The organism is Bacillus xiapuensis, from assembly GCF_002797355.1.
In the GTDB taxonomy this organism is placed as follows: Bacteria; Bacillota; Bacilli; order Bacillales; family Domibacillaceae; genus Bacillus_CE; species Bacillus_CE xiapuensis.
This window is the reverse complement of sequence record NZ_KZ454939.1, coordinates 2,029,875-2,053,441: the sequence shown is the minus strand read 5'-3', so window position 1 is coordinate 2,053,441 and position 23,567 is coordinate 2,029,875. Positions and strand designations below refer to the sequence as shown.

Annotated in this window: 28 protein-coding genes, 3 pseudogenes and 1 other annotated feature; of the genes and pseudogenes, 28 read left to right on the top strand and 3 right to left on the bottom strand. The window is 48.4% G+C overall.

Annotation, left to right across the window (positions count from 1 at the left end; translation table 11 throughout):
• The first annotated feature begins 2 nt into the window (after window positions 1-2).
• The 24 genes and pseudogenes from CEF20_RS10315 to pheA all read left to right on the top strand — a co-directional run bounded on the left by CEF20_RS10315 (window position 3) and on the right by pheA (window position 18,053).
• Entirely contained in the window at window positions 3-599 is a 597-nt protein-coding gene (locus tag CEF20_RS10315) for a hypothetical protein (RefSeq protein WP_100331728.1), read from the top strand.
• Window positions 596-1,270, top strand: a complete 675-nt coding sequence (locus CEF20_RS10310) for a GspMb/PilO family protein (protein WP_100331727.1) — start codon at window positions 596-598, stop codon at window positions 1,268-1,270. The genes CEF20_RS10315 and CEF20_RS10310 overlap by 4 nt, the downstream gene beginning before the upstream one ends.
• Entirely contained in the window at window positions 1,267-1,713 is a 447-nt protein-coding gene (locus CEF20_RS10305) for a prepilin-type N-terminal cleavage/methylation domain-containing protein (RefSeq protein ID WP_100331726.1), read from the top strand. The genes CEF20_RS10310 and CEF20_RS10305 overlap by 4 nt, the downstream gene beginning before the upstream one ends.
• A 104-nt stretch (window positions 1,714-1,817) precedes the next feature.
• Window positions 1,818-2,759: a hypothetical protein gene (locus CEF20_RS10300; RefSeq protein ID WP_157796246.1), complete on the top strand. Its 942-nt coding sequence runs from the start codon at window positions 1,818-1,820 to the stop codon at window positions 2,757-2,759.
• A gap of 152 nt (window positions 2,760-2,911) precedes the next feature.
• Entirely contained in the window at window positions 2,912-3,505 is a 594-nt protein-coding gene (locus tag CEF20_RS10295; protein WP_100331724.1) for a Maf family protein, read from the top strand.
• Window positions 3,506-3,540: 35 nt separating this feature from the next.
• Window positions 3,541-4,014: pseudogene (gene radC, locus CEF20_RS10290) on the top strand (RadC family protein); the annotation flags it as partial.
• Window positions 4,015-4,712: 698 nt separating this feature from the next.
• Window positions 4,713-4,826, top strand: a complete 114-nt coding sequence (locus CEF20_RS10285; protein ID WP_232713488.1) for a JAB domain-containing protein — start codon at window positions 4,713-4,715, stop codon at window positions 4,824-4,826.
• Window positions 4,827-5,032: 206 nt separating this feature from the next.
• The gene (locus CEF20_RS16625; protein WP_157796245.1) at window positions 5,033-5,212 is read left to right on the top strand and encodes a hypothetical protein; all 180 of its coding nucleotides are present in this window, start codon (window positions 5,033-5,035) and stop codon (window positions 5,210-5,212) included.
• Window positions 5,213-5,676: 464 nt separating this feature from the next.
• Window positions 5,677-5,823, top strand: a pseudogene (locus CEF20_RS10280) (JAB domain-containing protein); the annotation flags it as partial.
• Between the two features lie 133 nt (window positions 5,824-5,956).
• Window positions 5,957-6,973 carry a rod shape-determining protein gene (locus CEF20_RS10275; RefSeq protein WP_100331722.1) on the top strand — a complete coding sequence of 339 codons (1,017 nt, stop codon included), beginning with the start codon at window positions 5,957-5,959 and terminating at the stop codon, window positions 6,971-6,973.
• A gap of 73 nt (window positions 6,974-7,046) precedes the next feature.
• Complete coding sequence (mreC, locus tag CEF20_RS10270; RefSeq protein ID WP_100331721.1) at window positions 7,047-7,940, top strand: rod shape-determining protein MreC; 894 nt, start codon at window positions 7,047-7,049, stop codon at window positions 7,938-7,940.
• Complete coding sequence (gene mreD / locus CEF20_RS10265; RefSeq protein WP_100331720.1) at window positions 7,937-8,455, top strand: rod shape-determining protein MreD; 519 nt, start codon at window positions 7,937-7,939, stop codon at window positions 8,453-8,455. The genes mreC and mreD overlap by 4 nt, the downstream gene beginning before the upstream one ends.
• 72 nt (window positions 8,456-8,527) lie before the next feature.
• A complete protein-coding gene (minC, locus tag CEF20_RS10260; protein ID WP_100331719.1) occupies window positions 8,528-9,214 on the top strand; it encodes a septum site-determining protein MinC in 687 nt (228 codons plus the stop codon).
• Entirely contained in the window at window positions 9,207-10,016 is an 810-nt protein-coding gene (gene minD / locus CEF20_RS10255) for a septum site-determining protein MinD (protein ID WP_100331718.1), read from the top strand. The genes minC and minD overlap by 8 nt, the downstream gene beginning before the upstream one ends.
• Before the next feature lie 295 nt (window positions 10,017-10,311).
• The gene (locus CEF20_RS10250; protein WP_100331717.1) at window positions 10,312-10,968 is read left to right on the top strand and encodes a M23 family metallopeptidase; all 657 of its coding nucleotides are present in this window, start codon (window positions 10,312-10,314) and stop codon (window positions 10,966-10,968) included.
• Complete coding sequence (locus CEF20_RS10245; protein WP_100331716.1) at window positions 10,961-11,818, top strand: M50 family metallopeptidase; 858 nt, start codon at window positions 10,961-10,963, stop codon at window positions 11,816-11,818. The genes CEF20_RS10250 and CEF20_RS10245 overlap by 8 nt, the downstream gene beginning before the upstream one ends.
• Window positions 11,819-11,874: 56 nt before the next feature.
• Window positions 11,875-13,320, top strand: coding sequence for an Rne/Rng family ribonuclease (locus CEF20_RS10240; protein WP_100331715.1), 1,446 nt, complete (start codon window positions 11,875-11,877; stop codon window positions 13,318-13,320).
• A 62-nt stretch (window positions 13,321-13,382) separates the two neighbouring features.
• Window positions 13,383-13,462 (top strand) — a sequence feature (ribosomal protein L21 leader region).
• Window positions 13,463-13,476: 14 nt separating this feature from the next.
• On the top strand, window positions 13,477-13,785 hold the full coding sequence (gene rplU / locus CEF20_RS10235; RefSeq protein ID WP_100331714.1) for a 50S ribosomal protein L21: 309 nt from the start codon (window positions 13,477-13,479) through the stop codon (window positions 13,783-13,785).
• Between the two features lie 12 nt (window positions 13,786-13,797).
• Window positions 13,798-14,133 (top strand): ribosomal-processing cysteine protease Prp, encoded by a 336-nt coding sequence (locus CEF20_RS10230; RefSeq protein WP_100331713.1) that lies wholly within the window; start codon window positions 13,798-13,800, stop codon window positions 14,131-14,133.
• Between the two features lie 15 nt (window positions 14,134-14,148).
• The gene (gene rpmA, locus CEF20_RS10225) at window positions 14,149-14,433 is read left to right on the top strand and encodes a 50S ribosomal protein L27 (RefSeq protein ID WP_100331712.1); all 285 of its coding nucleotides are present in this window, start codon (window positions 14,149-14,151) and stop codon (window positions 14,431-14,433) included.
• Window positions 14,434-14,760: 327 nt separating this feature from the next.
• On the top strand, window positions 14,761-15,300 hold the full coding sequence (locus CEF20_RS10220; protein ID WP_100331711.1) for a Spo0B C-terminal domain-containing protein: 540 nt from the start codon (window positions 14,761-14,763) through the stop codon (window positions 15,298-15,300).
• Window positions 15,301-15,350: 50 nt separating this feature from the next.
• The gene (gene obgE / locus CEF20_RS10215; protein WP_100331710.1) at window positions 15,351-16,640 is read left to right on the top strand and encodes a GTPase ObgE; all 1,290 of its coding nucleotides are present in this window, start codon (window positions 15,351-15,353) and stop codon (window positions 16,638-16,640) included.
• 28 nt (window positions 16,641-16,668) lie between these two features.
• On the top strand, window positions 16,669-17,124 hold the full coding sequence (locus CEF20_RS10210) for an ACT domain-containing protein (RefSeq protein WP_100331709.1): 456 nt from the start codon (window positions 16,669-16,671) through the stop codon (window positions 17,122-17,124).
• A gap of 56 nt (window positions 17,125-17,180) precedes the next feature.
• Entirely contained in the window at window positions 17,181-18,053 is an 873-nt protein-coding gene (gene pheA / locus CEF20_RS10205; protein ID WP_100331708.1) for a prephenate dehydratase, read from the top strand.
• Window positions 18,054-18,158: 105 nt separating this feature from the next.
• Here pheA and CEF20_RS10200 read toward each other — a convergent pair whose 3' ends face one another.
• Together CEF20_RS10200 and CEF20_RS10195 are read right to left on the bottom strand one after the other, a co-directional pair.
• Window positions 18,159-18,701 carry a transcription repressor NadR gene (locus tag CEF20_RS10200; protein ID WP_100331707.1) on the bottom strand — a complete coding sequence of 181 codons (543 nt, stop codon included), beginning with the start codon at window positions 18,699-18,701 and terminating at the stop codon, window positions 18,159-18,161.
• 15 nt (window positions 18,702-18,716) lie between these two features.
• The gene (locus CEF20_RS10195; protein ID WP_232713429.1) at window positions 18,717-19,220 is read right to left on the bottom strand and encodes an aminotransferase class V-fold PLP-dependent enzyme; all 504 of its coding nucleotides are present in this window, start codon (window positions 19,218-19,220) and stop codon (window positions 18,717-18,719) included.
• Between CEF20_RS10195 and nadA the strand changes: the two are divergent.
• The 4 genes and pseudogenes from nadA to CEF20_RS10175 all read left to right on the top strand — a co-directional run.
• Window positions 19,203-19,477: pseudogene (gene nadA, locus CEF20_RS10190) on the top strand (quinolinate synthase NadA); the annotation flags it as partial. The gene CEF20_RS10195 and the pseudogene nadA overlap by 18 nt on opposite strands.
• Before the next feature lie 214 nt (window positions 19,478-19,691).
• Window positions 19,692-20,948 carry a SafA/ExsA family spore coat assembly protein gene (gene safA, locus CEF20_RS17375; protein ID WP_100331705.1) on the top strand — a complete coding sequence of 419 codons (1,257 nt, stop codon included), beginning with the start codon at window positions 19,692-19,694 and terminating at the stop codon, window positions 20,946-20,948.
• Window positions 20,899-21,885, top strand: coding sequence for an aminoglycoside phosphotransferase family protein (locus tag CEF20_RS10180; protein ID WP_157796243.1), 987 nt, complete (start codon window positions 20,899-20,901; stop codon window positions 21,883-21,885). The genes safA and CEF20_RS10180 overlap by 50 nt, the downstream gene beginning before the upstream one ends.
• Before the next feature lie 67 nt (window positions 21,886-21,952).
• Window positions 21,953-22,549: a YhcN/YlaJ family sporulation lipoprotein gene (locus tag CEF20_RS10175; RefSeq protein ID WP_100331703.1), complete on the top strand. Its 597-nt coding sequence runs from the start codon at window positions 21,953-21,955 to the stop codon at window positions 22,547-22,549.
• On the opposite strand, the gene CEF20_RS10170 is transcribed toward CEF20_RS10175, so the two are convergent.
• A partial coding sequence (locus CEF20_RS10170; protein WP_198508487.1) for a transposase occupies window positions 22,487-23,567 on the bottom strand: 1,081 nt, incomplete at its 5' end. The two genes, CEF20_RS10175 and CEF20_RS10170, sit on opposite strands and share 63 nt — an antisense overlap.

Genomic DNA, 23,567 nt, shown 5'->3' with positions numbered 1-23,567 from the left:
CATTGCTGATTGATATTAATCTGCTGCCTGAAAAAGAGAAGAAGCGCTTTCCTGTCCTTTATGCTGTTCTTCTGGCTGCCTTGCTTCTGGCTTTCTTAGTCGGCGGTTATCTCCTGCTTCAGATGAAAAAGAATGAGCTCAGCTTGGTGGAATCCAGGCTGCAGTCGGCAAGCCAGCTGCGGGAAACACTGGAGATGAGCAGAAACGAGCCGGACGGAGACGAGGAGCGCTTGCAGCAGCTGAAACAAGCCATCGCCTGGGCCGAGCAGAAGAAAGAGCCGCTAGCTCCGGTGCTGAAGCATCTGATTGAACGTCTGCCGGAGCGGGGCTTCTTTCAAACACTCGATTATTCGAGCACAGAGAAGATGACGTTAACGGTGCAATTCGACAGCGCCCGGCAGGCGGCCTATTACTTAAACGACTTGAAAGCTTCCGATTGGGTTGCTTCCGCTGAAATGGTGTCCATGAAAACCTCAATCGAGGAAGAGGAAGAAGAGGCGAAGAAGATCGCCCAGAAGTGGAATATCTTGCCTAGGTATGTAGCGGAATACGACATTGTGTTTAAACCGACGGATCAGCGGGGGGAGAAGAACAAGTGAGTCTATTTCAAAGCCGGAAAATCATTCTTATCCTTGTAAGCTCCCTATTCCTCTTAGGAGCGTCCGTCTATTTTTACTACGCCGTTTACAAGCCGCTTGTTTTGGATATTCGAGTGAAGCAGCAGGAGTTCAAGGCAGAGGAGAAAAGGATTGAAGCCCTTGAAGGCCAGGCGGACGATTCTCCTGCGAACCGCGGGATTGTGACTGCCGGCCTGCAGTTTCAAGTTCCCGTTAAGCCGATGACGGAAAAAATGCTGCTTGATTTCGAAAAGGCCGAGCTTTCTTCTAACAGCTTAATACTGGAATATAAGTTTACTGAAGGAGACGCACAGACGGTTGCGGAAGAAAACGAAGGAAAGCCAGAATCTCTTCCTGCAGGCATTAAAAAAATCTCGGCTCAGCTCACCGTTGAATCGCCCAGCTATTTTGAATTGGAAGCTTTTTTGAAAAAGCTGGAGCAGCAAACGAGAATTTTGCAAGTGGAGCAAATGAAATTCACCGCTCCTACCGAAAAGGAAGAGCTGACGGGAGAAGCGGAAGCATTGACGTGTGAGCTGACGGTGGCAGCTTATTACATGCCGGAACTGGCTGAATTGCTGGAGGACCAGCCGAAATTGGATTCCCCTGCTCCAGCCAAAAAACTGGATCCATTTGTCAGGCTGGATAAATGAGAAATCAAAAGGGCTATACGCTGATTGAATTGCTGGCGACCGTGATGATATTGGCAATTATAGCGGCTATCGCCGTTATTGGCATCGGAAGAGTGATAGAAAAGTCGAAAGAGCAGGCATTTGCAGCGGATGCTTTGGCACTGAAATCGGCGGCCGCTCTGTATGTGAAGGATCAATGGGCGCGCACCGGAGCGGCACCTGAAAACATTTCCTATGCCCTTCTTTATGAAGAAGGAATGTTAGAACCGATTCAAGATCCGTTCACCGGCAAGCTCCTTTCTCCCTCCAATGAATCTTATGCGGTGGCGAATGGAGACAAAATCGTGGCCGTCTGCTTGCGCGGGCAGACGAAAGCACTTTGTTCCCACAAGAAAGGAGACCGTGTGATCGAAGGGCCGGTCCCGATTGCGGAGCTGAAAGCGGAAAACGTGAAAAATAAATAATTTTGCCGAAAACTTTCATGAACAGGACGACAAAAGTCTTGTTCTTTTTTTTTTCGGCTATGATAGCATGAACACAGTTTGAAAGAGGCGGAGGAGTGATCAGGGTGGACAAGCCGAACAAGCCGCAAACGATCTTATTGAAGGTCGGCGGAAAGAAAAAAGCGAAAAGAGAAGAGCAGAAATTAATCGTGCAGGATTGGAGGCGGGGAGGAGAGGAAAGCGCCGCGGCGGCCGAGCCGCAAAAAGAAGAGGAAGATTTTCAGTGGGTGCTGGCCTCAGAAGAAGAGAAGGACGAAGCATTAACCTTAAAAGCGCCGCTTGCTAAGCAGCACGGCAGGAAACGTGTGGTGAGCCGGCTGCTGCTGACGATTATCGGCGCGGTGCTGATCGGTTTATTACTAGGATACGGAATGATTAAGATCATCACGAATAAAGAAGAAGTCCCGCCTAAGGCGGCACTAAAAGAGCCAGCGGGGCAGAAGCCGGATGTTCCGGCCCCGCCGGCCGCTTCCAAACAGCAAGCGTCTTCTCTTCCTGTGATTGAATCGGCGATTGTTCAAGGTGGGGTGTTCTCCACGAAAGAAGGGGCTGAAGCGGAGAAAGAGAAAGCGAGAAACCGGGGAATCCCAGCGGATATCGTCAGCCGCCAAGGCCAGTTCGTGCTCCTCCTGGGAGTAGCCGAGCAAATGGAAACGGCCAAGTTTGTCGGAGCGGCGTACAAGGCGGAGGGAGCGAACGTCTTTGCGAAAACAGAGACGTTTGCAGCAGCGGATACGATTCCGAACGAAGCCGATCCGCTAATCGATGTGTTTTCACTTATCGCAGAAGAAAGCGCGAAGCAACTGGCGGGTCATTCGGTTGACCAAAGCCGGCTGAAGGAGGCAAAACAGCAGTTGGAGAAGGCTGCCACGGGCAAGAAAGAATCCGCTCATTTGAAAAAACTGTTATCCGACGCTCTCATACAAGCCAAAAGCGATCAGCCGCAAGCCGCCAAAGCTGCGCAGGAGAAGCTGTTGGCTTTTTTGGCTGTTTATCAGGGGAAATAGGTTAATATGAAAGGGGTGCCTGTTTACACGGCGCCCCATTCTTGATGCTTTAGAGTTTTTTTACAATGGAAAGGTTTGTCGCCAGGTGATAATTTTGATAAGATGAGGACGGTATCTCCCTCTATATTTCGCGTGAAGAAAGGTGATTGGTTTTGACTGACATTATTCTGGCTTCCGGTTCTCCCCGACGAAAAGAGCTTCTAAAGCAAATGAACGTCCCGTTTACTGTTATCGTCAGTGAAGCGGATGAATCGCTTTCCGCCCCGATGCCCCCCGAAGAAACAGTCAAGGCGCTTGCTGTTTTGAAAGCAGAGGCCGTGGCGAAAAATCATGAAAACAGCATAGTAATCGGAGCGGATACGATCGTCGCTCTCGATGGAAACATTTTAGGCAAGCCGAAAGACCGGCGCGATGCCGAGCGCATGCTTGTTCAATTATCCGGACGTGAGCACTCCGTTTACACAGGCGTAGCCATGGTGAAAGGGAAACAAAAGCACGTGTTTTATCAAAAAACAAATGTCACATTTTGGGAGCTGTCACATGAGGAAATAGCGGCCTATCTGGATAGCGGTGAACCGTTTGATAAAGCGGGTGCGTACGGCATTCAAGGGCTGGGAGCCGCATTTGTGAAGCATATTTCCGGCGATTATTTCTCAGTCGTTGGCCTTCCGATTGCCTCTGTGTACAGACAGCTCAAACGGTTCGGCTGGAACGGACCGGCGTGTTCCTCTTCTTCTCAAAAGTGATGAAAGGAGAGAGAAGTTTGCCAAAGGATACATTTATGATCCGCGATGTCCCAGCGGAGGAACGTCCAAGAGAAAGAATGATTGGCCAAGGTGCGAAGAGCCTTTCAAACCATGAATTGCTGGCGATTATTTTACGTACAGGAACGAAAGCTGAATCTGTGCTGCAACTGGCCAATCGCGTATTAAGCACCTTTGAAGGATTAAGAATGCTAAAGGATGCCTCGCTAGAAGAAATCACTTCCATTAAAGGAATAGGAGTAGCCAAGGCCGTGCAAATTATGGCTGCTTTAGAGCTGGGCCGGCGCATGAGCCATGTAAAGTTTGAAGACCGCTACGTCATCCGTTCGCCGGAAGATGGGGCGAACTATGTAATGGAAGAAATGAGGTTCCTCTCCCAAGAACACTTCGTATGCTTATACCTCAACACCAAAAATCAAGTTCTCCACAAGCAAACGATTTTTATCGGTAGCCTCAATGCCTCTATTGTCCATCCAAGAGAAGTCGTGCGTCCATAAGGGTTTTCGGGAAATCTGTTTTCGCAAAACAGTAGAGGAATATCACAAGGGCCGACTCTATCATCAGCCAACTTATCCGAAAGGGAAACCGGACGGGGAGCGCAGCATGTTGGAAAAGCCATAAGTTGCTTAGTTGCCAAAGCACGACTGAATGGCGAGATGAGATCATGAATAAGGATGAAAGCTAAACTGCTTGAATGATAGCTCAAGGCGGACGACGGATCCGGCAGCGGGAGGCAATGGTAGACGCTGTTTTGAAATGTGCCTGTTTCTTAAAGCGCTTCGAGAAACACGGAGTGATACCATTTCAGCCAGCTTCCGAATGGAAGGAAAGAGCGAACGTCACATCCGACATCATGAGGGCGATGTTCCTGAAAGTCTAAATGGAGATTGCCTAAGTCAGAACGCCCATGGCTTGGCTATGACATTTGGTGTCTGAATATCTGATAAGGCAGCGGAGCTCTCATAGTAGTCCGAATTAGGGAAAGCCTGTTGCATGGCGAAGGAGAGCAGTTTACCTCGATTAATGACCAATTGGATGGAGCGGACGGCTCTATGAGATATCCAATTGCAGCCGGAAACCATCTGACGAAAGCAGCGGGTCCGCATGTTAGGGAGGTAAATGGAAAGCCGTATACTCTGAGAGGAGTACGTGCGGTTTGGAGGGGAGTTTTCGGAAACCTGCTTAAGCGATTAAGCAAGGCGCCGGGTTCTTACCCTACTTCAAAGAAGCGTTCCGCCGCTCGGCTGCTTCGGTTATCTGTCTGCATAATCATCCATCCGGTGTGCGCCTGCAAGGTGTGTAATTTTAGCGATTTCCAAGGAAATCTGGAACTCCTTACAATGTTCCATGGTCAGCATCTTACCTTGAAGGGAAACCTGCAGAGGGAACAAAGCATGATGTGAAAAGGAGAAGAGACGACAAAGCGGCTGCCGTGTCGAGTCCGTTCTTCAGACCAAGTGATGTATGGTAAAAGCTAGACTGCTTGAATCCTAGACGAATGAGCGGCGGATGCGCCGCTGTCTGCGGCAGCTGGCAGACAGCGAGGATGAAATGGGAGACGCAGCGCGGCTGCGTCTGCTGGGCATCACCGGAGCCCTGTCCATCGTAAGGTTTGTCCTTCAATCCTCAAGCAAGAGGAAACCGTCGAAAGGGATACCTGTCCATCACGCTTCTAAAATTACGGCATAATGCAGGGATTGTCTAAGTGTGAAGTTCAGCAAAGAAGGCTTCTAACGGGAAGCTGTTTGAATCTCACATAAGGCAACGGAGTCCCCGTAGTACCCTACGTTTGCTTGTAATGAGTTTAGCATGGGGAAGGGGGACAGGTTGGTATTAACGTCTCAATGAAAGGAGTCATGAATATGGCAAAGAATCCATTTCATCAGCTAGACGTTATAGGGAGATCTTCTCGAAACGCTGTCGCCTATGTATAAAGCGAGCCTTTCTATAAAAGAAAAGGGATCGGACAAGAGCGGGTTCGCCAGCGAAGAAACAAACGGCTTGCTATGTGACCTAAAGGCCATCACAATCGTTTTGAGAAGCAGTTCCTGATGATCAGCCGGCGAGCCGTATACGCTGAAAGACGTACGTACGGTTCTGAGGAGGGGGCTGTGAGACCCTTGATAAAGCATCAAGAAGGCGCATGGTCCCTATCCTGCGATCCCGCTCCAAGCAGAGAGGATATCGATGTGACGAAGCGGCTGGCTGAATGCGGCAAAATTCTCGGCATTGAGATCCTGGATCATTTAATTATCGGCGACAAAAAATATGTCAGCTTGAAAGAAAAAGGCTATTTATAATGCTAGGATTTTTTTTTTCATTAAGTTATAATATAAGTTATGATTTTTACTAGTTGTTTATGTCGAAAAAAGCAAATAATTAGGTTGGATCAATCACTATAAAAGTAACGGATTAAGAAAGGGAGATACCTGTATGTTTGGAATTGGAAGCCGAGATCTTGGAATTGACTTAGGAACGGCGAATACGCTCGTTTATTTAAAAGGAAAAGGGGTTGTCGTGCGCGAACCGTCAGTTGTGGCGCTTCAAACTGATACGAAGCAAATCGTGGCGGTCGGTAACGACGCTAAGAAAATGATTGGCCGGACACCGGGCAATGTTGTAGCGACACGTCCGATGAAGGACGGGGTCATCGCGGATTACGAAACGACAGCGACTATGATTAAATATTATATTAAACAGGCGACTAAAAACGGCAAAGGCATGTTTGCGAGCAAGCCTTACGTGATGATTTGTGTTCCTTCAGGAATTACGGCTGTGGAAGAGCGCGCTGTCATTGATGCCGCTCGCCAGGCGGGGGCTCGCGATGCTTATACGATCGAAGAACCGTTTGCGGCCGCGATCGGCGCCAATCTTCCTGTATGGGAACCAACGGGAAGCATGGTCGTGGATATCGGCGGGGGAACAACGGAAGTGGCGATTATTTCTCTTGGAGGAATTGTAACGAGTCAATCACTGCGTGTGGCCGGGGATGAAATGGACGATGCGATCGTCGCCTATATCCGCAAACAATACAATTTATTAATCGGGGACCGCACATCCGAAACGATTAAAATGGAAATCGGTTCAGCGGGTGATTTTGAGGACATTCCAAATATGGAAATCCGCGGCCGTGATTTGTTAACGGGACTGCCTAAAACGATTGAAATTACAGGAGAAGAAATAGCAGAGGCGCTGAAGGATACCGTCTATGCTATAGTGGATACGGTCAAAAGCACGCTGGAGAAAACACCTCCTGAGCTGGCTGCCGATATTATGGATCGCGGAATTGTTCTTACAGGCGGCGGTGCTTTGTTGCGCAATTTGGACAAGGTCATCAGCAATGAAACGAATATGCCTGTGATCATTGCGGAAAATCCGCTAGATTGTGTGGCCGTTGGTACGGGCATGGCGCTTGATCATATTGATTTATTTAAAAACAGAAACAAATAAGGCCAACAGTTATCCGGCAGCGGCTGGCTGCTGCCGGATTCTAACCTAATGCAAAAATACAGAGGTGGAATGTATGCCACATTTTTTTACAAACAAGCGTTTAATCATTCTTCTCGGCAGCATCATCGTTCTTGTTGCTTTAATTGGCTTTTCTCTTCGTGATCGGGAAAACATTTCCTGGCCGGAGCAATTTGTAAAGGATGTCGTCGGTTTGGGGCAAACGATTGTGTCTAAGCCTGCCAGCGGAATTGCAGGTTTTTTTGATGACATTGGCAATTTGCGGAATACATATAAGGAAAATGAAAAGCTGAAGGTCCGATTAGATGAGCTGGCTCAGCTTGAAAGCGATGTGACCCGCTTAGAAAAGGATAATAAAGAGCTCAGAGAGATCATTGAAAAAAAAGAGAGTTTAGCAGATTATGATCCGGTTCAAGCCACTGTCCTTGCGCAAAACCCTGACCGGTGGTTTGATGTGATCACGATCGACAAAGGAGAAGCGAGCGGTGTGCAGCCGAACATGGCGGTGATGACAGCAAAGGGACTTATAGGAAAAGTCAAAAGCACGTCCAAATTCACTTCAACCGTTCAGCTGCTCAGTGCCCATGACCCGCGGAACCGTGTATCGGCTGTCATTCAAGGCAAAAAAAATGTTTACGGGCTGATAGAAGGCTATGATAAGAAAAAGAACACCCTGCTGATGACCAAAATTCCTTATGATTCCAAAGTGAAGAAGGGCATGGCGGTGACGACCTCAGGAAAAGGCGGTGTCTTTCCTAAAGGCCTGATTATCGGCAAGGTCAAAAAGCTGAAGCCTGATCAGTTTGGTTTAACGCAGACGGCTTTAATTGAACCGGCGGCTGAACTGCGGGATCTGGAGCATGTTATGGTAGCCAAACGCGGCATGACAACGGTGCTGCCAGAGAAAAAAGAGCGCAAGCAAGTCTATGTTGAGGAGGGAAATCTGTGAAGCGGCTTTTCCTTCCTTTGTTCATGACGGCGCTATTTTACAGTGACAGTCTCTTCATGCTATGGTTTCCGGATCATGCCTTTGATGGCCAATATGTAATCACTCCGCACTTTTTCGCGGTGGGTCTGTTATTAATGAGCATTTTCTTTGACCGCAATACAGCGATCAAGTACGGGTTCATCTTCGGCTTTCTGTTTGATATTTTTTACACAGGCATTCTCGGCGCTTATATGTTCTTCTTGCCGCTGCTTGTGTATATTACATCGAAATTGGTGAAAGCACTGCAGAACAATGTACTCATCGTAGCGTTTATCGTAATGTTCGGTCTTTTTCTCTTGGAGTTTGTGATGTTCCAGCTGAATGTGCTTGTTCAGCGGACAGAGCTGACGGTCCCGGATTTCTTGTCGATTCGCTTATGGCCGACATTAACTCTTAACCTCTTATTCTATTTGATTTTTGTCATTCCGATTAAGATAGCCTTTGAAAAGCTCGATCGCATGTACCATGACTATTGATGCCGGAATAGAAAAGAGGAATAACAAGAAGGCTTGTCGAATTATTTGGACAACAGAGGTGAAGTACATGCTATGAAGACGAAACAGAATGTGGTCATTAAAGGAACAAAAGACGGCTTGACCTTGCATCTGAATGACAAATGCTCCTATGATGCTTTATTGGAGGAGCTGAAGGAAAAAATGGATGCCGTAAATGACCAGGAAAACGGCTCAATCATTTCAGTCACTGTTCAAGCGGGAAACCGTTATTTATTAGACGAGGATATAGAAGAAATTACCGAGATCATTCGAAAACGCCAAAATCTTGTTGTAGAGCAAGTTAAATCTAATTTGGTGACCGTGGAAGAAGCGACACGCTGGAGAGAAGAGAGCGAAATTGTTTCCTATACAGGGCGCGTCCGTTCGGGACAGATCGTGGAGGTTCCGGGACATTTGCTTTTGATTGGCGATGTCAACCCGGGAGGAACGGTGAGAGCAGGAGGAAATATTTTTATCATGGGGAAGCTGCGGGGCATGGCTCATGCAGGCTGCTACGGAGACGATGCAGCAGTGGTCGTAGCGGGCCAAATGATGCCGACGCAGCTGAGAATCAGCCGCTGCTTAAACCGTGCGCCCGACCGCTATGAAGTAGAGGATGCTTTGGAAACAGAATGTGCTTACATAGATGATTCCAACCAGATTGTTGTGGACCGCTTGCAGGTGTTAAAGCATCTGAGACCGGATATTTCTACGTTTAAAGGGGGAAGCTACAGTGGGTGAGGCTATAGTCGTTACATCTGGAAAAGGCGGAGTCGGCAAAACGACCACTTCGGCTAATTTAGGCACAGCGCTTGCTCTGCAGGAAAAGAAAGTTTGTCTAGTCGATACAGATATTGGTCTAAGAAACTTAGACGTAGTGATGGGGCTTGAAAACCGCATTATTTATGACTTGGTGGATGTGGTGGAAGAGCGCTGCAAGATCCATCAGGCGCTCGTGAAGGATAAGCGGTTTAACGACCTGTTGTATCTGCTTCCGGCTGCTCAAACGACAGATAAATCAGCTGTCACGCCGGAACAGATGAAGAAGCTGATGGAGGAGTTAAAGCAAGATTTTGATTACATTTTAATAGATTGTCCGGCTGGCATTGAACAAGGCTACAAAAATGCCGTTGCTGGAGCCGATAAAGCGATCATTGTCACGACGCCGGAGAAATCATCCGTACGCGATGCTGATCGCGTCATTGGATTGCTGGAAAAAGAAGAGCATATGGAATCACCCAAGCTGATCGTTAACCGCATCCGCAATCATATGATGCAGCAGGGGGATATGTTAGATGTGGATGAAGTCGTCACGCATTTATCCATCGAGCTCCTCGGCATCGTTGTGGACGATGATGAAGTCATCAAGTCATCCCATAACGGGGAGCCAGTTGCCCACAATCCAAACAATCGCGCCTCTATTGCATACCGTAATATTGCCAGAAGAATTCTGGGGGAATCTGTCCCTCTTCAGCAATTGGATGAAGTGAAAGAAGGATTCTTTACTAAGCTGAAGAAATTCTTTGGTGTGCGCTCCAAATAAGATAGGATTGAACCAGCTCAGAGTGCAGGCAGTGTCTAGAATGACGCAGCCTGCGCTCTTTTTAATGGGAGAGGACCCTTTTCCCGAATGGAAAATGCTTGTCAGGTGAGGCGCAAGGCTGGGGGAAGATTCGCTTATGAAGGGACGAAGGCAAGACACAGGCAACCGGCTTGTTTGACTGGCTTGAACTCACAGCAGAAAACCTGAATAAACGGTGCTTGCAAAATGCGCTTCTTATTTCAGCCTGTTCATCATAGCTTTTAGTAAGAACCGTTCAGAAAGAGGAGTGATTCAGGTGGAAGAGGAAAAAGAGCTTTTGCCGCTGCATGAGGAGCCAAAAAACATTCATCCGCTGTTCAGCCTGGAGCGCTTTGTGTTCAAAGTGCTGGCGTCTGCTGCTTTTTTACTGATCGTGGCGATTCTGTACAAGCATCCGTCACCTGTGCTTGAGGAGGGGCGGATGTGGTTTTCTAAGACGATGGAGAAGGAATTTCAGTTTTCCAAGGCAGCCGAATGGTATGAATCGGCGTTTGGAGAGCCGCTGCCCTTTACTGCGGATGGCTGGAGCAACAAAGAAGACTCCGCGGCTCCCCAAGGCTATGCACTGCCCGCATCGGGGCGTATTCTGGAAGATTTTCAGTCGAATGGAAAAGGCATTATCGTAGAAACCGGACCGCAGGAACAAGTGAAGGCCATCAAGGACGGAACGGTTATTTTTGCCGGGAAAAAGGAAGAGCTGGGAGAGACGGTGATCGTGCAGCATCCTGACGATAGTGAGTCATGGTATGGCCATCTTACTTCCACGGCTGTTCAGCCCTATCAGCAAGTTAAAGCCGGCAGTGTGCTGGCTTACGCGAAGCAGGGGGAAGATGGAGGCAGCGGAGGTTTTTATCTTGCGATTAAAAAAGGAGGGCAATTTGTTGACCCGAATCAGGTGATTCCTTTTGAATAAACTGCTGAGAAAAGTGCATCTGCATCCGCTTCTGTGGCTTATGATTGCAGTTTCTGCATGGACAGGGCATTTTAGGGAGCTGCTGCTTATATTTTTTATTATTGCTGTTCACGAATTCGGCCACGCCTGGATGGCTCATGTCTTCCGCTGGAGAATTAAGCAGATTATCTTTTTGCCCTTTGGGGGAGTCGCCGAAGTGGACGAGCACGGCAATCGGCCGATAAAGGAAGAACTGCTTGTTATATTAGCCGGTCCGGTTCAGCATCTTTGGATGTTTGCGGCCGCCTGGCTTTTGCATGAATTCAGCTTGCTTCCCGATATGGTCTACCATACGTTCATGCAGTTTAATGCAGCCATCCTCTTGTTTAATCTCCTGCCCGTATACCCGCTGGATGGCGGCAAGCTTTTGCTGCTGTTCTTCTCGATGACTAGACCATTTCTTGCAGCGGTTCATTTGACGATTCTATCGTCAGCGGCGCTGCTCGTCCTCCTTCAAGCGGGGGTGCTGCTCTTTTTTTCGTTTCACTTGCAGGCTTGGCTAGTCCTGCTCTACTTAGCGGCCGCTCTTTGGCGGGAGTGGAAGGAGAAGCATTATACGTTCATCCGCTTTTTGCTGGAAAGGCATTATGGCAATCAGCCGGCTGCATCTGCCTTGCAGCCGCTGCCGGCTGATGGCGAGCTGGAGATCGGGAAGGTGCTTGAGCGGTTCCGCCGCAATACAAAGCATATTGTCTACGTCTCGATCAAGGGAGGAGAGCGCGTGCGCCTGGATGAAAACGAACTGCTGCATGCCTACTTTTCAGAAAAAAGAACGACGGCGCGTCTGATTGAGTTGCTGCCGATTCATTGACGAATCCTCGCCGGCCGAGTAAAGTGGAACAAAAGAGGAGAAGGCGGGTTTTTGGTATGCACACACTGATAGTCAGCGCAAAGGCGCGAGAAAAGCGGCTGGCGGTTGTTGAAAACGGGCGCCTGGAGCAGCTTCATATCTTTCAGCCGTCTCATCTTTCACGCGTCGGCTTTACATACTATGGTGTTATTACAAAAGTGGAGAAGGGGATGAACGCTTGCTTCGTGAATATCGGTCTGGAGCAAAACGGCTATTTGCACCGCGACCAGATCCCGGGTCATGGCGGCAGGCCGATTGGAGAAGTTGTTCATCAAGGGCAGAAGATAATTGTTCAAGTCATTAAGGATGAGACAGATACGAAAGGGCCGCGCTTGAGCGCCATAATCGAGTGGCCGGGAGAGTGGCTCGTTTATTTGCCTGAGGGAGGCTACACGGCGCTGTCCAAAAAGGTTGCTCAGCAGGAGAAGCGCCAGCGCCTTGCTGACTGGGCTTCACAGCACAAGCGCGGGGAAGAAGGACTGATTGTTCGAACCGCCGCCTTTGAAGTGCCTGAAGAGCGCTTGCTGTCTGAGTGGAATGAGCTGAGGAAGCAGCATAAACAGCTGCTGAAAAAAGCTTCTGCTGCTAAGGCGCCGGCTTTATTGATGGAAAAGCCACTATTAAAAGAGGAAGCCTTTGCGCGGATGCAAGCTTTAAAGACAGGAGAGCTGATTTGTGACAGCAGTGAATTTTTATCTGAATTAAGGGCGGACTGGCGCTATCAGGAGGAACAATGGCCGGCCTCGTTCCATTCTGCTGCCGAGGATATATTCTCAGCCAATGGGCTTGAAGGGCAGGCAGAGAAAGCCCTGAAAAGAATCGTCTGGCTTCCGAGCGGCGGTTTCTTAGTTATCGAGAAGACGGAAGCAATGACAGTGATGGATGTGAACACCGGGAAGTTCACCGGAAAAAGCAGCCAGGCGCAAACGGTGCTACTAACGAATAAGGAAGCGGCCCGGGAAGCGGCCCGGCAGCTGCGGCTTCGTGATATTAGCGGCATTATCATCATAGACTTCATCGATATGTTCAGCGATAAAGACCGCCGGGAAATTGAGAGGCTGATGAAGTCGGAGGCTAAAAAGGATCCCAAATCGATGACGGTGCGCGAATTCACTTCTCTTGGACTCATGCAGATTACGAGAAAAAAAACGAAATCTTCCCTTTTGGAAACACTCACCGTTCCTTGTGCCGTTTGCCGTGGAAACGGCCGTGTCAAAAGTGCGGAAACGATGGCTTTTGAATTGGAACGCAAGCTGCTGGAATATGCGCGTGATGAGCATGAGGCGATATTGCTGGAAGTGACAGCGGATGTGAAAGCCGTCTTTGCCGGAGAACAAAACGAATACCATCAGCAGCTGGAACGTCTGCTGCACAAAAGGATCTTGTACCGGCTGATCAATGGCCCTGTGCCGGTCGGAAATATCATTCGAGCCGGTACAGCAGATGAGCTATCGAATCAATGATCAGAAATGTGTTGACACCCGCTTGCGTAAGTGATAAGATTTTGATGTTATTGTTTGTAGCACCCGTGCTACAACCGCTCATAACAGGTATAAGCGTTTGCCTGCGGCAGACCACCTGCGAATGGCGAGTCTGAGTTCATTAAGGAGGTGCAAGTCATGTACGCAATTATCGAAACTGGCGGTAAGCAAGTGAAGGTAGAAGAAGGCCAAGCTATCTACGTTGAGAAGCTGGACGCAGAAGCAGGCGATTCTGTTACATTTGATCAAGTATTATTCGTTGGCGGCGAAAACGTAAAAGTAGGCAACCCGATTGTTGAGGGAGCTACTGTTACAGCGAAGGTAGAAAAACAAGGCCGTCAAAAGAAAATTACGGTTTTCAAGTTCAAAGCGAAGAAAAACTATCGCAGAAAACAAGGTCATCGTCAGCCATACACTAAAGTTGTGATTGAGAAAATCAACGCATAAGGCGATGCTCCTATGATTCAAGTAACTATAAAGAAGCATGGTCCTTCAGGAAAGATTACTTCTTTCACCATGGAAGGGCATGCGGAATTTGCTGAATACGGTAAAGATCTTGTCTGTGCGGCGGCAACCGCTGTGTCTTTCGGAGCATTGAATGCCATTCTTTCTTTAACGGAGGCAAAACTGCAAATCGAACAAGGAAGGAATGGAGGGTTTCTCCGCTGTATCGTTCCGGAAAACATTCCGGATGGCGAACAGGAGAAGGTTCAACTGCTGCTGGAAGGGATGGTTGTTTCCCTGCAGACGATCGAACGGGATTATAGCAAGCATATAAACATTAACTTTCACTAACAGGAGGTGGAACTCATGTTAAGATTAGACCTTCAGTTTTTCGCATCTAAAAAAGGTGTAGGTTCTACAAAGAACGGCCGTGATTCAATCGCAAAACGTCTTGGCGCTAAGCGTGCGGACGGTCAGTTCGTCACCGGCGGATCCATCCTTTACCGTCAGCGCGGCACAAAGGTATATCCAGGTGAAAACGTAGGACGCGGCGGTGATGATACGCTATTTGCAAAAGTTGACGGCGTGGTTCGCTTCGAGCGCCTTGGCCGCGACAAAAAGAAAGTGAGCGTATATCCTGCTGCTCAATAAGTGCTAAATCGATGCTAGTAAAGCTCTAACCAAACAGGTTAGAGCTTTATTTGTATTAAAGAAACAAACGGCTAGCCGGAAAGTAATGCCAAACGTTTGGGCGGCGTCATTTTGACTAAAAGGCTGATGGGGATAGGAGATAGATATCTCTATTTTGCTTAATTTCTGTTATACTAGCATATAAAGCCGCAATATAAGGGCAGAAAATAAGCAGCTGCAGTTGTTTGTTCGGGAGAGGAGGCAGTGCAGGAATCGTATACTTGTCTTTCCCCCCTCTTGGCGTTCGTTCATATGCTTTGAACATGGGGAATCCTGTGCGAAATAATCATGGAAAATAGAAACTGGACGGTAATTCGGGCGATACGGCACGCCCGGCATGATTGGATGAATCAAATTCAGCTAATTAAAGGCTTTATGGCACTTGGAAAAGTAGAAGAAGCAGAGCGGGCCATTGAGACGGCCATTGTGCAGGCGCGCCAAGAAGCTCATTTATGCAATTTATGCTTGCCGAATTTCGCGGAATTGATCCTAACCTTTAATTGGGAAGGCCATTCTTTTGAACTGGAGTATGAGATCTTAGACCAAAATTGTACAATAGCCGTAAATGATGAGAAGCTGACAGAATGGATGGCTTCGCTTCTGGGCGCCATTGAGAAGCATATTGCACAATTTGCCGACAACCGGCTCTATCTTTCGATCAATCAAGAAGCAAACGGGGTTCGTTTCTTTTTTGAATTCAGTGGAATAATAACCGATGAAGGATCGCTGACGATGGAACTGGTTCAGCTGTTAAAGGCGCCGCATGTAAAGCGCGGGAAAATCCATTCTCATACCGGTGAGGATATGCGATTTGAAGCGGTTGTGTAGTCGTTCTTTAATAGCAGCCACAGATGCTTTAATGTAAACAGGAGGAATTTATGTTTGTAGATCAAGTGAAAATATATGTAAAAGGCGGCGACGGCGGCGATGGTATGGTTGCGTTTCGCCGCGAGAAATATGTACCGAAAGGCGGGCCGGCCGGCGGCGACGGCGGAAAGGGAGCCGATGTGATTTTTGAGGTTGATGAGGGTTTGCGGACATTGATGGACTTTCGCTATCAGCGTCATTTCAAAGCGAATCGCGGCGAGCACGGAATGAGCAAGAATCAGCACGGACGAAAGGCCCCCGATATGGTTGTAAAGGTGCCGCCTGGTACGGTTGTAACAGATGATGATACGAAGGAAGTTATCGCTGATTTAACTGAACATGGCCAGCGTGCGGTGATTGCTAAGGGCGGACGCGGCGGACGCGGAAATACCCGTTTTGCCACACCGGCTAATCCGGCTCCGGAGCTGTCAGAAAAAGGCGAACCCGGAATGGAGCGCTATGTGGTATTAGAATTGAAGCTGTTAGCGGACGTTGGACTGGTCGGCTTTCCGAGTGTCGGAAAATCCACCCTGCTGTCTGTTGTTTCAGCAGCTCGACCGAAAATAGCCGCATACCATTTCACAACGATCACGCCGAATTTGGGAGTTGTGGAAACGGATGATGGACGCAGCTTCGTTATGGCTGATTTGCCCGGGCTGATCGAAGGCGCTCATGAAGGCGTCGGTCTTGGCCATCAATTTCTGCGCCATATTGAACGGACGCGTGTGATTGTCCACGTCATTGATATGTCAGGCCTAGAAGGCCGCGATCCGTACGAGGATTATCTGGCGATCAACCGCGAATTGCGGGAGTATAATCTGCGCTTAACGGAGCGTCCGCAAATTATCGTCGCAAATAAAATGGATATGCCGGATGCCCAGCAACATCTTGAAGCGTTCAAGAAAAAGGTGGGAGACGAAGCGCCGATTTTTCTAATCTCTGCCATTACCCGCGAAGGCCTGAAGGAATTGCTGTTTGCAGTTGCGGATAAAGTGGAGCAGACACCGGAATTTCCGCTGGAAGAAGTGGAAGAAGAAAAGGGTATCCACCGCGTCATGTACAAATATGCCGATCAGCCGGCTGAGTTTGAGATTACAAGAGATCCTGACGGCAGCTTTGCAGTCAGCGGAGCAAAAGTGGAGAAGCTGTTTAAAATGACGGACTTTTCCCGGGAAGATTCCGTGCGCCGCTTTGCCCGCCAGCTGCGCTCCATGGGAGTCGATGATGCGCTGCGCGAACGCGGAGCGAAAGACGGCGACACTGTGCGGCTGTTGAAGTATGAGTTTGAATTTGTCGAGTAATCGGCAGCAGTAAAGTGGGGGAAGGCTATTGGCAAAGAAAGATTTCGATCAAAAATTTTATCTTGTGCGTGAGGATGTTTTGCCGGAAGCGATGAAGAAAACGCTTGAAGCGAAAGAGCTGATCGAACGCCGCAAAGCAGATTCCGTTTGGGATGCTGTTAAGAAAGTCGATTTAAGCCGAAGCGCCTTTTATAAATACCGGGATACGGTCTTTCCGTTTCATAAGGTAGTGAAAGAGCGAATTATCACCTTGTTCTTTCATTTGGAGGACCGCGCCGGAACACTTTCTGAATTGCTTAGGCTCGTGGCAAAATATCATGGGAATATATTGACGATTCACCAAACGATCCCGATTCAAGGGAGAGCAAACGTTACGCTGTCTTTAAATGTGGCTGAGATGACGATCGGTCTTGAAGAAATGCTTGGGGAATTGAAAAAATTGGAGTTTGTCGATACGGTAGAAGTGCTCGGCTCTGGTGCATAAGAGCCGGCTTCTCTTATACATAATTTTCTTAATCTTCTTAATGAGGAGGGAATTCATTGCGAAAAATTGCTTTTCTGGGCCCTGCGGCCACTTTCACGGATTTAGCCGTCCGCCGCGGCTTTCCGGAGGATGAGAAAGTTCCATATTTAACGATACCGGCCTGCATGGATGCAGTGGTGAAAGGAGAGGCCGATTTAGCGGTTGTGCCGCTTGAAAACGCGTTGGAGGGAACGGTCAATTTAACGATTGATTATTTGTTTCACGAGGCGGAATTGAAGATTATCGGCGAAATGACAGCACCGATTCAGCAGCATTTGCTCGTCCATAAAGATCAGCTGGCAAATTGGAAACAAGCGGAGAAAATTATGTCCCATCCCCATGCCATTGCCCAGTGCCATAAGTTTTTACATAATCATTTTCCTTGTACTCCATATGAGCAAATGACTTCCACAGCCGCCGCCGCTCAATACATCAGCGAGCATCCGGAGCGCTGCTATGCGGCGATCGCCAATTCCTTATCGGTTAAGCAATATGATCTGGCGGTTGCGCGGGAAAATATTCATGATTACAGCTTTAACCACACACGTTTTATCGTGCTGGCGAAACAAGAACAGGATCTGGCGCTGCCCCTTGACCATCCGCAGGATAAAACAACGGTTGTAGTGACGCTGCCATCAGATCGTGCCGGAGCTCTGCACCAAGTGCTATCCGCATTTTCCTGGAGGAATATTAGCTTAAGCAAAATTGAATCCCGGCCATTAAAAACGGGGCTAGGAAATTATTTCTTCATCATTGACATCGCCCAGCAAATGGATGAAGTACTGCTTCCGGGAGCCTTTGCTGAGATGGAAGCGCTAGGCTGCAGCGTCCAGATTCTCGGCAGCTACCGGGCGTATTTAATTGAACATTGCGAATTAAAGAGAAGCTAGTGAAAGAATCGGGATGAGTGATAAAGGAAAGTTACTCATCCCGGTTCTTTAACTTTACAGCCAAGAAGTCTCTCACTTCTAAGCGTTAGCTAAGTGGCGAGTAGTTCACTTGTCTAAAAGCAGAAATCCCGCTTTTTCCAGCGCTTCTTCGGCTTCATCGAGCATGCGTTCATCCTTGGCAGCAATCGTGTGCAAATGCACGCCGTTTGTCAGTTGGGAAAGATAAGCGGCATTCGTCTTTGCTACTTTTTGAATAAATTGCGCAACTTCCCTGCGGTTGGACACCATGATGGAAGCCGTTAAATCACCGTAGACGGCGTGTTCAATTGTTACATCCTTTACAAGCAGACCGAGATCCACAAGCAGATTTAATTCATCGGCCGTCTGTTCAGGTGCATGGCAGCAGGCCACGGAGCGTTCCAGAAGCTTTTCCGGACCTCGCGGCGGCAAATAGACATACCCCTGGCTTGTGGCCATAATAGGTTCATTCCGCGCTTTTAACAGCGTAATATCATTAACGATTACTTGACGGCTGACGTTCGTGCGGCTCGCCAATTCACTGCCCGTTAATGGCTCTTCACTATCCTTAAGCCATGCTAAGATCAGTGATCTCCGCTCTTCTCCTAAAATCTTTTTCCCTGGAGCCATTTCAATCCCTCCATGCTAAATTTCCATACTGTCCATTTTAGCATAATTGATCTCTAATAGCCGCTGTGCTAACGCATCCATTTCGGCGGAAGTCGTTCCTTCCCCGAAGGAAATACGAAAAAACTGTTTGGCCTCTTCGGCAGACCGGCCCATCGCTTGCATCGTCTTCATTCCGCCTTCGTTCGTTGCTTGACAAGCGCTTCCAGCAGAAATCGAAAAACCATGTTCATTTAATTTCAGCATGATGAGCTGTCCCTCCGTACTGGCTAATTTCATGCCAATGATGACGGGGAGCTGATGTTCTTGATCCGCTTCAATCCACTCATACGGGGAGTGAGTTAAGCGCTCCTTTAGCCGCTCTCGCAAACGCCACTCATGATCAAGTGAGTACGATTGGCAAACCCTTTCAGCGGCGGCGATAAATGCAGCAATAGCTGGCACATCGACGGTTCCTCCGCGAAATCCTTTTTCATGAGGGACCCCTGGAAAAAGCGGCTGCCAATTGATGCGATTGGACAATCTGCTCGCGGCAGCGCTTGGGCGATCGGGACAGAAATGAACCTTGTCAATCGCTTAATTGAGAATCATCCAGATAAAAAAATATTTCGCTCAACCCGAATATGTGCCCGTGTCTCACGATGAACCGCATCGACTTGCCGCATTTGCTTTGGTCATTAGACACCATTATGGAAGGTGGCAAAAGCAATGTTATTGAAGTGGCTGAACAAACAACGAATGATGCGTTGCTGGCATTAAATCGGATGCTAAACCTTTAAAGGGAGAAAGCCCGCTGCATAGCGAGTTTTTTGTAAGGAGAGGCCGGATGATGGGAGAAAGTCCAGATCAGCTGATGAAGGGCAGAAAGTTAAAGGATCCCAGAGCTACGTATCATATTCTCTCTTCTTCGCGCATAAACTTTTTGTGTAAGTTCGTTCGCAAATCCGCATCGCCCACATACACTATACCGACGAACGCCTAAGGAGGGAGAAAATGAAAATCCATATTGTTCAAAAAGGGGATACGCTCTGGACGATCGCTAAAAAATACGGAGTGAACTTTGAAGAACTGAAAAAAATGAACGCTCAGTTGTCCAATCCCGATTTAATCATGCCAGGAATGAAGATTAAAGTGCCGGTTCCCGGGGGCGCGCCGCATAAAGAGGTGCCAAAAGAACAGGGAGAGGTAGTAAAAGAAAAGCCGGTAGCTCCACCGAAAATGCCAGTGAAAGAAACAAAACCCGCGGCCCCTCCTGCACCCGTGAAGGAAAAAGAAAAAGTGAAGAAAGAAAAGCCAGCCGTTATGCCGCCGCCAATGCCGCCGGTTATTCCGGAAGTGGAGATTAACCAAATTTTTCAAATGAATACGGAGCAAATTCAACAAATGCAGCAAATGCAGCAGATGCCGCCGGCTCCGGCACCCGTTCCGCAAGTGCCTGTTAAACCGGACAACATCTTTCCGGGCTTGACGGAAAAAGAAAAGGAAGAGGAAGAAATGGAAAGCCCAATGAAACCAATGACGCCGCCTGTCATGCCGCAAATGACAGCCGCGCCACAACCACAAGGAGGGTGTGCACAATTTATGAATCAATATATGAGCATGTATCCGATGGCTCCTCAAGCTCACGAGTATGGAATGAATCCTGCACCTTACCCGCAGAGCTGTGTACCTATGCAGCAAGCGCCAGCAGGATATTATCACCCGCCAATGCATCATCACCATCATATGCACCATGGCGCTGCAGGAATGCATATGGAATCGTCGGATGAGTCTTCCTGCGGATGTACGCCGATGACCTATCCAATGGCGGAAAATCAGGCGCCAATTGCACATCCGAATAATCCGGCTCAAGCGTACCCAGCGCAGATGAATCCTTATCCAGCTCAATCGTATCCGACTCAAACATATCCGGCTCAAATGCTTCCAGCGTATAATCCTGGATCCTCTTGCGTTCCTGTTTCGCCGGTTATGCCGGGGACAGGATTTAATCAGCCGTGGCCGATGATGCCGGCTCAGCCAATGGCCGGAATAGGGTATGGAATGGAATCACCGGAAGTGCCGTCCGCCGTGCCGCCCGCTTCTGCCATGGGGGCGTATTCCCCGCAGTCTTACGGCGCTTATCCGACTCAGCCATCGGCACCGCCATATATGTATTCTTCACAGCCGGTGTATCCTGCTGGAGGAAGCTTCCCTCCGCCATATGGAATGGGAATGGGCTGGCCGCGATTTGATGAAGAGGATGACGAATAATTCACGTGTAGGAGACGCGCTTTCTAATCGTCTCCTTTTTCTTTTGTCCGCCCGTTTGCATGAGCAGGTGCTGGCTGTACACCCATTGAAGAACGGCAAGTGGCTTATACAGACCGACAGCAATAAATGGTTTTTAAAAAGGTATTCTTCCTATGAGCAGCTGAAAAAGCAAATCATGCTGACAGAAGTTTTGCTTGATAAAGGATTTAAGCGCGTGATTCCCTACCGTTTGTTATCTCCGGTCGAGGACGGCTCTCATTTCTATGCCGTAATGCCGTTTATCCCGTCAGCCGATCAAAGCTTTAGTTTTCGCACGAAACGGGAAAGAGAGGAAGCGCTTGCGCTGCTGTCCGCTTTTCATCAGGTGACCGCCTCTTTTTCAAAAGAGTGGCAGGAAGTTGTGCCGGCAATGAATCAGCTCGTCCGCTGGCAAAACCGCCTGCGTTGGTTCATAAGGGATCTTCCGGTGCTTTCAATGTATTTTTCGCCGCAACTGTTGCGCCGCTATGCGGAGATGGGGGAATGGTGCTTGCAGACGCTGATGAAAAGACGGCTTAAACCAAGAAGCCCGGTCATCATTCATGGAGATGTGGCGGCGCATAATTTTTTTCGTACAGATCAGGGGAAGCTGCTTTTAATTGATTTTGATTTGGCGCAAAAAGCGCCGGCCATGTACGACTACTTACAGTGGAGCAACCGGGTTCTTCCCATTCTGCAATGGAATCTTCCGCGCTTGATGGAGCATAAGGAGCTGGAAATTTATCGCACCGATGAAGAATTTCGTATTTTCCTGATGTACCCAACGGATGTGTACCGCGAATGCCGCCGCTTCATTCTTGCCGATCCGAAAGATAAGGGCTGGCTTTTTTCTCATGTTTGCAAAATTGCGATTCGCTCATTTAAGCAGCGGGAAGAATTCTTTTTAAAATGGACATAACTTCAGATCAATCACAGCAAACTAAGGAGGGCGCTTACAGCCTGACTACTGTCCCAGGAGTGGAAGAATGAAAAAGATGAGGAAACTGTTGATTTTGCCGGTTTTAGCTATGGGATTAGCCGCATGTAACGACGGTAACGAGAGCGGATTTGGGGGGGATCGTTCCCTTGATCAAGCTGGGGATCGCTTCTCTGATGAGCGGGGGAAAGATGGAGCCGGAAACGCTCCGAATCCAACGGTTCCGCTGGCTGAAGAAGACCGCAGCCTTTTGGAAAGAGATAATGAGCATCCCCGCAGCCGGGACATTAATTATCATGGCAATCGTGGATTGAGAGAAAATACGACGAAAAGCTCCTACTACACCAATTATGACGGCAAGCTGGCGGAGCAGCTATCCGCAGCGGCAAAGAACGTAAGCGGTGTCAAGGATGCCCGGGCATTTATCAATGGCAAAGACGTGCTTGTTGCAGTCCATTTACAAAACGAGGGAAAAGAAGAGAGGACTGTCAAGAAACGCGTGCAAAAAGCCATTGCCCCGCATGCCAACGGGTACACGCTCAGAGTAACAACCGATCATGCTTCGTACAGCCGCCTTCGCAATTTAGACAATGATTTGCGGGACGGCGGTCCCATTGATCTCCCGGACGCGCGCTACAGCAAGTGATGGAGCGCGCCTTCTCTGCTTAGAGACACCTCTTTTTGTAAGGTTATCGTCATCATGCAAACAAGAATACAGCTGAGCGGCTAGAGGAGCTGCAGAATCAAAAAAGGGGCTGTCCCATAAGCCCCTAAAATAAGAACGCGGAGAGAAAAACAACTCGTTTTTCTCTCCGCGTTCTTTCATTGTAAGCGGGTTTCCTGAAAATGTTTGGGCTAGGCCCGCCATTTTCAGGAAGTTGTGGGCTAACGCCACAATCCCAAATTCCGTGTGCACCTTGTCGATCCCCCGCAAGGAAAATCTGCGGAACGACCGATTGCCCTTGATATGACCGAACGCACTTTCGACCTCGACTTTCCGCCGGGCATAAATCGGTGTGTTCTCGTCAGACCAAAGGCTGTTCTTGGCTTTTGCTTTCATTTCTTCGTACACGGGGTTGTAATGAATCTGCCGGTTCCCTTTCGATTTTGTGCATAGGGCTTTCAGCGGGCAGTCTGTACAATCCTCACATTCATAAATTTTAAAATCTCTCTTCATCCCGTAAGAATCCGTACGGGTGGAATAACGTTTGAAGCGAATGCGGCGGTCATTCGGACAGATATATACGTCATCTTCTTCTATATAGGTCCAGTTCCTTGGCTGGAAACGATCTTTTTTATACCTGCGTTTTTGTTCTTTCAGATAGGTATTATAAGGAATCAAATAGTCCATTTTTTCTTCCGTCGCATATACATAGTTGCTTTCGCTTCCATAGCCGGCATCGGCGATCACTTTTTTCGGAAACGGCAGGCGAGAGCCTTTCAGTTTCTCCATGTGCGGAATGAAACAGCGAGTATCCGTTGGGCGCTGGTGAATGGTATAGAACAAAACAAATTGGTTTTCCGTTGCCATCTGCACATTGTAGCCAGGCTTTAGCTGTCCGTTTTTCATGTGATCTTCTTTCATTCTCATAAACGTGGCATCTGTATCGGTTTTGGAAAAGCTGTTTCGGTCGCCGTATGTCTCCATTTGTTGTTTATATTTC

What these genes read in the sequence shown, in the direction of transcription:
- CEF20_RS10230 (WP_100331713.1), top strand. Translation starts at nt 13,798, where the DNA reads ATGATTCAAGTAACTATAAAGAAGCATGGTCCTTCAGGAAAGATTACT.
- CEF20_RS10275 (WP_100331722.1), top strand. Translation starts at nt 5,957, where the DNA reads ATGTTTGGAATTGGAAGCCGAGATCTTGGAATTGACTTAGGAACGGCG.
- obgE (WP_100331710.1), top strand. Translation starts at nt 15,351, where the DNA reads ATGTTTGTAGATCAAGTGAAAATATATGTAAAAGGCGGCGACGGCGGC.
- rplU (WP_100331714.1), top strand. Translation starts at nt 13,477, where the DNA reads ATGTACGCAATTATCGAAACTGGCGGTAAGCAAGTGAAGGTAGAAGAA.
- CEF20_RS10240 (WP_100331715.1), top strand. Translation starts at nt 11,875, where the DNA reads ATGCACACACTGATAGTCAGCGCAAAGGCGCGAGAAAAGCGGCTGGCG.
- CEF20_RS10200 (WP_100331707.1), bottom strand. Translation starts at nt 18,701, where the DNA reads ATGGCTCCAGGGAAAAAGATTTTAGGAGAAGAGCGGAGATCACTGATC.
- CEF20_RS10180 (WP_157796243.1), top strand. Translation starts at nt 20,899, where the DNA reads ATGGAATGGGAATGGGCTGGCCGCGATTTGATGAAGAGGATGACGAAT.
- safA (WP_100331705.1), top strand. Translation starts at nt 19,692, where the DNA reads ATGAAAATCCATATTGTTCAAAAAGGGGATACGCTCTGGACGATCGCT.
- rpmA (WP_100331712.1), top strand. Translation starts at nt 14,149, where the DNA reads ATGTTAAGATTAGACCTTCAGTTTTTCGCATCTAAAAAAGGTGTAGGT.
- CEF20_RS10305 (WP_100331726.1), top strand. Translation starts at nt 1,267, where the DNA reads ATGAGAAATCAAAAGGGCTATACGCTGATTGAATTGCTGGCGACCGTG.
- CEF20_RS10220 (WP_100331711.1), top strand. Translation starts at nt 14,761, where the DNA reads ATGGAAAATAGAAACTGGACGGTAATTCGGGCGATACGGCACGCCCGG.
- CEF20_RS10175 (WP_100331703.1), top strand. Translation starts at nt 21,953, where the DNA reads ATGAAAAAGATGAGGAAACTGTTGATTTTGCCGGTTTTAGCTATGGGA.
- minC (WP_100331719.1), top strand. Translation starts at nt 8,528, where the DNA reads ATGAAGACGAAACAGAATGTGGTCATTAAAGGAACAAAAGACGGCTTG.
- mreC (WP_100331721.1), top strand. Translation starts at nt 7,047, where the DNA reads ATGCCACATTTTTTTACAAACAAGCGTTTAATCATTCTTCTCGGCAGC.
- CEF20_RS16625 (WP_157796245.1), top strand. Translation starts at nt 5,033, where the DNA reads ATGCGCCGCTGTCTGCGGCAGCTGGCAGACAGCGAGGATGAAATGGGA.